We start from the raw sequence: 4095 nt of genomic DNA on the forward strand, positions 1-4095 counted from the left end.
CAATATATATTTATGGTAAGAAAGAGGAAGTCGAATAAAGATTTCAATTCAAAGCATATTAGGTGTGTAAGACTGTAGGTGAAGCTAATCCTACCTTCCTCTTTTCTTTTTCATCTAAACATTTCTTATTATGGATAGAAAGAAGTTTATATTAAGTAGTTCATTCTTTCTTGTAGGAATGAATTTTTTGAAAGCATCCTCGCTTATACTCCCTAGTGATTTCCAGTTGTACAATACAAATAACCTAGATATTAGTTTTTTATTAAAAAAAGCTGCGGATTTACGTAAGAGCAGTTTTGAACAAAAGCAAGATAAGGGTTCTATGAGTAGAAGAATGTTTTTCTCTTCACCAAAAATTAATACAAATGAGATATATGCCCTTTATGATAAAGTAATTGAGATTAAACCCTTTGAGATACGTGCTTATAATGGTAAGCGTAAATTGATGTTGCAAGACTCTAAAACAGGTGTTGATATAATTAATATGTATGTCCAAGGAGCAGAATTAAATGGAGGAAATGCGATTTTTAAGGAGAGACTAGCTAAAGAGTATTTAAGAGTTCTAAGCGGTAATAGAAAAATTTTGCAGACTTTACCTGATTCTTTTGATAATATGGTGATACACAAAGTAATAATCGCTATGGTTATGTGTTAAATACCCCATTGCTTTATACTGATTCTAGTGGTGAGTTTATAGGTACTATTATTTCAGGAGTAGGTGATTTTTTTAGTAATGTATTTAAGTATGGGGTTAATTTTAAGAACTATAATTGGAGTAAAACAGAAAGAGCGTGGTAAATTGATAGGGGATTGTTTACTGGAAATTTTTTACAAGTTGTGCAAAAATGGACTTGGGGACTTCCAAATACATTAGTAGGGAATTTTGTTGGGCATGGCTTGAACTTAGGAGGTAAAGTAACGGAGGTTACTCATCTGGGTGGAGCTGTTGCTTTAGGAGGGGTTACAAGTGGAAATAGTGCATTTACTTTAGGGAATTATATTTTTGGGCCAAAAGGATTTAAAGCTGACTGGAGAGACCATCTTTTTGTACATGAATATGGACATTATATCCAATCCTATGTATTTGGTCCATTACAATTGCCAATAGTGGGAGCAACTAGTCTTCTTAGTGCAGCAGGTTTAGGAGGATAAGATCATGGCTTGCGATGGTTTGAAGTACAAGCTAGTAGATTAGGAGGAAAGTATTTTGATCGAAAGTATGGTAGTGGAAGAGCTGATTATTTTGATTACGATGTTTTTAGTAATGGAGGATTGGCAAATTATTATAATGAAAGGACTGGAAGTTATTATAATGTGAAAAGATACCAAACTAAGAATCCTAGATTTAATTTTTGGGATTTAGGAGTTCCCTTTTTAAGCATTGCATCTATTGCGATTTTATAACATTTAATAAAATAGAATATGAGAAGTGTATTTTTTTTGCTCTTAATTGGTTTGATGTTAATTCTTCAAGGTTGTCTTTTGATAGATGATGGTGTAAGAAAAGTGGGAGAAATAAAGTTGGTTAATGAGTCTATTGAGCAAATTAGCTATTGTCAAAGTAATTCATTAATAGGTATAGAAAATGATGTTTTTTGCTATATGCATAACCTCGAAAGTGAATATGCTATTATTATGCCTAAGGATTTTGTAGTATTTCCTGTTTTTAACTCTGAATATTACAATAACAAACAAACTAGAATATTTATATATAAGAGATCAACATTAGATAGCTATAGCTGGAATGAGATAGTCAAAAAGAAACTATATGATAAACGATATAGTTATTCTTTAGAAGAATTGAAAGCTATGAACTGGACGATTATCTATGATGGTAAATAAAAACTCCTTAGTATACAACTAGGTACTGAAAAAAGTGAATTTTTTTGCGAAGAAAGAATACAAGGTTGTAAATAGATTTAGAGTACTTCAAGAATATTTGAATAAGGTGCTAGAAGGTGCACAAGCACTGACTAGTCCTAATAACTGGACAACAGACCAACAAGATAGGGCTATACTATTATTTGAACTATATCCCGAAATTGAGTAAGCTTACAAATTAACTAATAAATTGAGGAGTGGAGCATTTTTTGCGCAAGCGATGCTACATGGAGCATCAGGAGGTATAATGAGTGAGATAGGTGGAGGGGACTTTGGTAGTGGTTTTGCTAGTGGAGCAATAAGTTCACTCATCGCTAGTGGAGTAAAAGCTATAGGGAATGTTGGGTTTTATATGGATGAGGACTATTTAATTTACAATAGTTTTGCGAATAGGAATCTAGGACTATTCAAAGCGATAGTAATTAGTAGTGGAGGACTTTCAGGGGGTATCTCCTCTAGTATAGCAGGAGGGAACTTCTGGAAAGGGATGCAACAAGGGCTAATAACGGCTGGATTGAATCATATGGCTAAACATGGGGCATATAAGTCTGAAAGTAAAACGTCTTTATTGGAATATAAAGAAGAGATGTTAAAAGCGATAAGTGATAGAAGTGTAGTTTTAGAAAAAAGAATAGCGAGCTTGACTAGTCAAGATAAATCTACTGAAGATGAAATTGCGCAATTAGGTGTTTTAGCATCAGCAAGAGTAAGAATTGAATCAGTTTTAGGACTAATTGCTAAAGGACAATATAAAGTCAATGTGGGTACTAGTACTAGGATAGAAAAAGGTAGAGACATTCATGGTGATTTGGTTTGGGGAAAGAGTAAATTTGATCTTACTATTAATTATGATGGTAATATTAACTCTTTAATTCATGAGACTATACATGTACATCAAGTAATGTTTTCTCCTAAGTTTTTTTACCAATATAAGTTGAATAATAGTGTGTTATCTAACAATTATAGCACTGAAAAAGATGCTTTTAGGGTTTCGTATAGTTTAGGAGACAATATAGGAGTAAAATCTATTAAGGGTATAACTAATGAGTTCTTAAAAAAGAATGGATATTAGTGGTTTTAATTTTTAAAAAAGATCAAATGGATAGAAAATATTTTTTTGTTATAGGAGTACTGTTTTTCATGTTTGAAATATATGGACAAAGTACAAATGAAAAACCTGTTTTGTATAAAAGTGAGAAGGGCTCTTCATTAGTGTTGGAAGAGGTTAATAAAGAATTTTACTATGAGTCCTTTGATGAGATATTATATTTAGATATTATATTACTTTCAGGTTATGTGACAACGATGGGTAGATACGAGACCATCAATGAGCAGTTAATTCAGTTGATAACCTCCTTCCCAGAGTCAATACATGATACTATTAATAAAAGTTTTAATGTATCATATAAAATAAAGAGCGATAAAGAGAGCACTACTATCAATCTAAAAGTAGAGGAGATGTATATGAAAAAAATGTTATACGGAAACCTTGTGGAAGGTAATAAATCGCTATATCTTGACTATCCTTATATAGTTACTATATGTCCTGTTAGTGGAGGTATTGATACGGCTAAACCCTATTTAAGAGGTGAGGATGATTGTATACTTCTAGAGAAAGGGAGTAATAAAACTACTTTCGAAGCACATGAAAGTAATAAGTTTGTATTTAGGGTATATCCTAATTATTTAGATCCATATATGAGGGGTACTCCTTATTTTAGAACTTATCTCGAAAGTAAAGAGTTTGAATTTAAAAAGGATATGGATATGGATGTAATGATAGATTTGAGTGAGATGTATTTTACTATTGCTGATTTTAAGAATGAATATGCATATATTGAAAGTCCTTCAACAATATTGTTTCGTGGAGAAAGATTTGAACGCGTGGATAATGCAAAATTAATAAAGCACAAGGATGATGCCTTAAATTACTATCAAGATATAGAACCTAGTAATAACAATTTTGAGAGAAAAAAGAGATAAGGATAGTTTTGTAGTTGGTAGATATTAGGAACCTTATAGGATGATTCAGTGAGATAGGTATATATAACTCCTAAGCAATTGCTTAGGAGTTTTTTTATGGTCTTTGAATAGTGTTAGTGTATTGAGGGAATAAGGGATCAATCTCAAAAGTTGTGTGTGAATTAAAAACTACAGATCTTTGTAATAATAAATAATAACCGTGGAAAACTATATTGAGTTTGTAAAAATGAT

Annotated in this window: 7 protein-coding genes; all 7 read left to right on the plus strand. The window is 31.7% G+C overall.

What is annotated here, in order from left to right:
• Window positions 1–130 precede the first annotated feature (130 nt).
• The 7 genes from GOQ24_RS05565 (at window position 131) to GOQ24_RS05595 (ending at window position 3864) form a co-directional block, all read left to right on the plus strand.
• Window positions 131–655 carry a hypothetical protein gene (locus tag GOQ24_RS05565; protein WP_160339266.1) on the plus strand — a complete coding sequence of 175 codons (525 nt, stop codon included), beginning with the start codon at window positions 131–133 and terminating at the stop codon, window positions 653–655.
• A 155-nt stretch (window positions 656–810) separates the two neighbouring features.
• On the plus strand, window positions 811–1152 hold the full coding sequence (locus tag GOQ24_RS05570; protein ID WP_160339267.1) for a hypothetical protein: 342 nt from the start codon (window positions 811–813) through the stop codon (window positions 1150–1152).
• A gap of 9 nt (window positions 1153–1161) precedes the next feature.
• On the plus strand, window positions 1162–1404 hold the full coding sequence (locus GOQ24_RS05575; protein WP_160339268.1) for a hypothetical protein: 243 nt from the start codon (window positions 1162–1164) through the stop codon (window positions 1402–1404).
• Between the two features lie 18 nt (window positions 1405–1422).
• Entirely contained in the window at window positions 1423–1842 is a 420-nt protein-coding gene (locus tag GOQ24_RS05580) for a hypothetical protein (protein ID WP_160339269.1), read from the plus strand.
• A 34-nt stretch (window positions 1843–1876) separates the two neighbouring features.
• Window positions 1877–2050 (plus strand): hypothetical protein, encoded by a 174-nt coding sequence (locus GOQ24_RS05585; RefSeq protein WP_160339270.1) that lies wholly within the window; start codon window positions 1877–1879, stop codon window positions 2048–2050.
• A 51-nt stretch (window positions 2051–2101) separates the two neighbouring features.
• Window positions 2102–2953 carry a hypothetical protein gene (locus GOQ24_RS05590; RefSeq protein WP_160339271.1) on the plus strand — a complete coding sequence of 284 codons (852 nt, stop codon included), beginning with the start codon at window positions 2102–2104 and terminating at the stop codon, window positions 2951–2953.
• Between the two features lie 26 nt (window positions 2954–2979).
• Window positions 2980–3864 carry a hypothetical protein gene (locus GOQ24_RS05595; RefSeq protein WP_160339272.1) on the plus strand — a complete coding sequence of 295 codons (885 nt, stop codon included), beginning with the start codon at window positions 2980–2982 and terminating at the stop codon, window positions 3862–3864.
• Window positions 3865–4095: the final 231 nt, after the last annotated feature.

Source organism: Myroides sp. LoEW2-1 (assembly GCF_009767705.1).
Lineage (GTDB): Bacteria > Bacteroidota > Bacteroidia > Flavobacteriales > Flavobacteriaceae > Flavobacterium > Flavobacterium album_A.

What these genes read in the sequence shown, in the direction of transcription:
- GOQ24_RS05565 (WP_160339266.1), top strand. Translation starts at nt 131, where the DNA reads ATGGATAGAAAGAAGTTTATATTAAGTAGTTCATTCTTTCTTGTAGGA.
- GOQ24_RS05580 (WP_160339269.1), top strand. Translation starts at nt 1,423, where the DNA reads ATGAGAAGTGTATTTTTTTTGCTCTTAATTGGTTTGATGTTAATTCTT.
- GOQ24_RS05590 (WP_160339271.1), top strand. Translation starts at nt 2,102, where the DNA reads ATGCTACATGGAGCATCAGGAGGTATAATGAGTGAGATAGGTGGAGGG.
- GOQ24_RS05595 (WP_160339272.1), top strand. Translation starts at nt 2,980, where the DNA reads ATGGATAGAAAATATTTTTTTGTTATAGGAGTACTGTTTTTCATGTTT.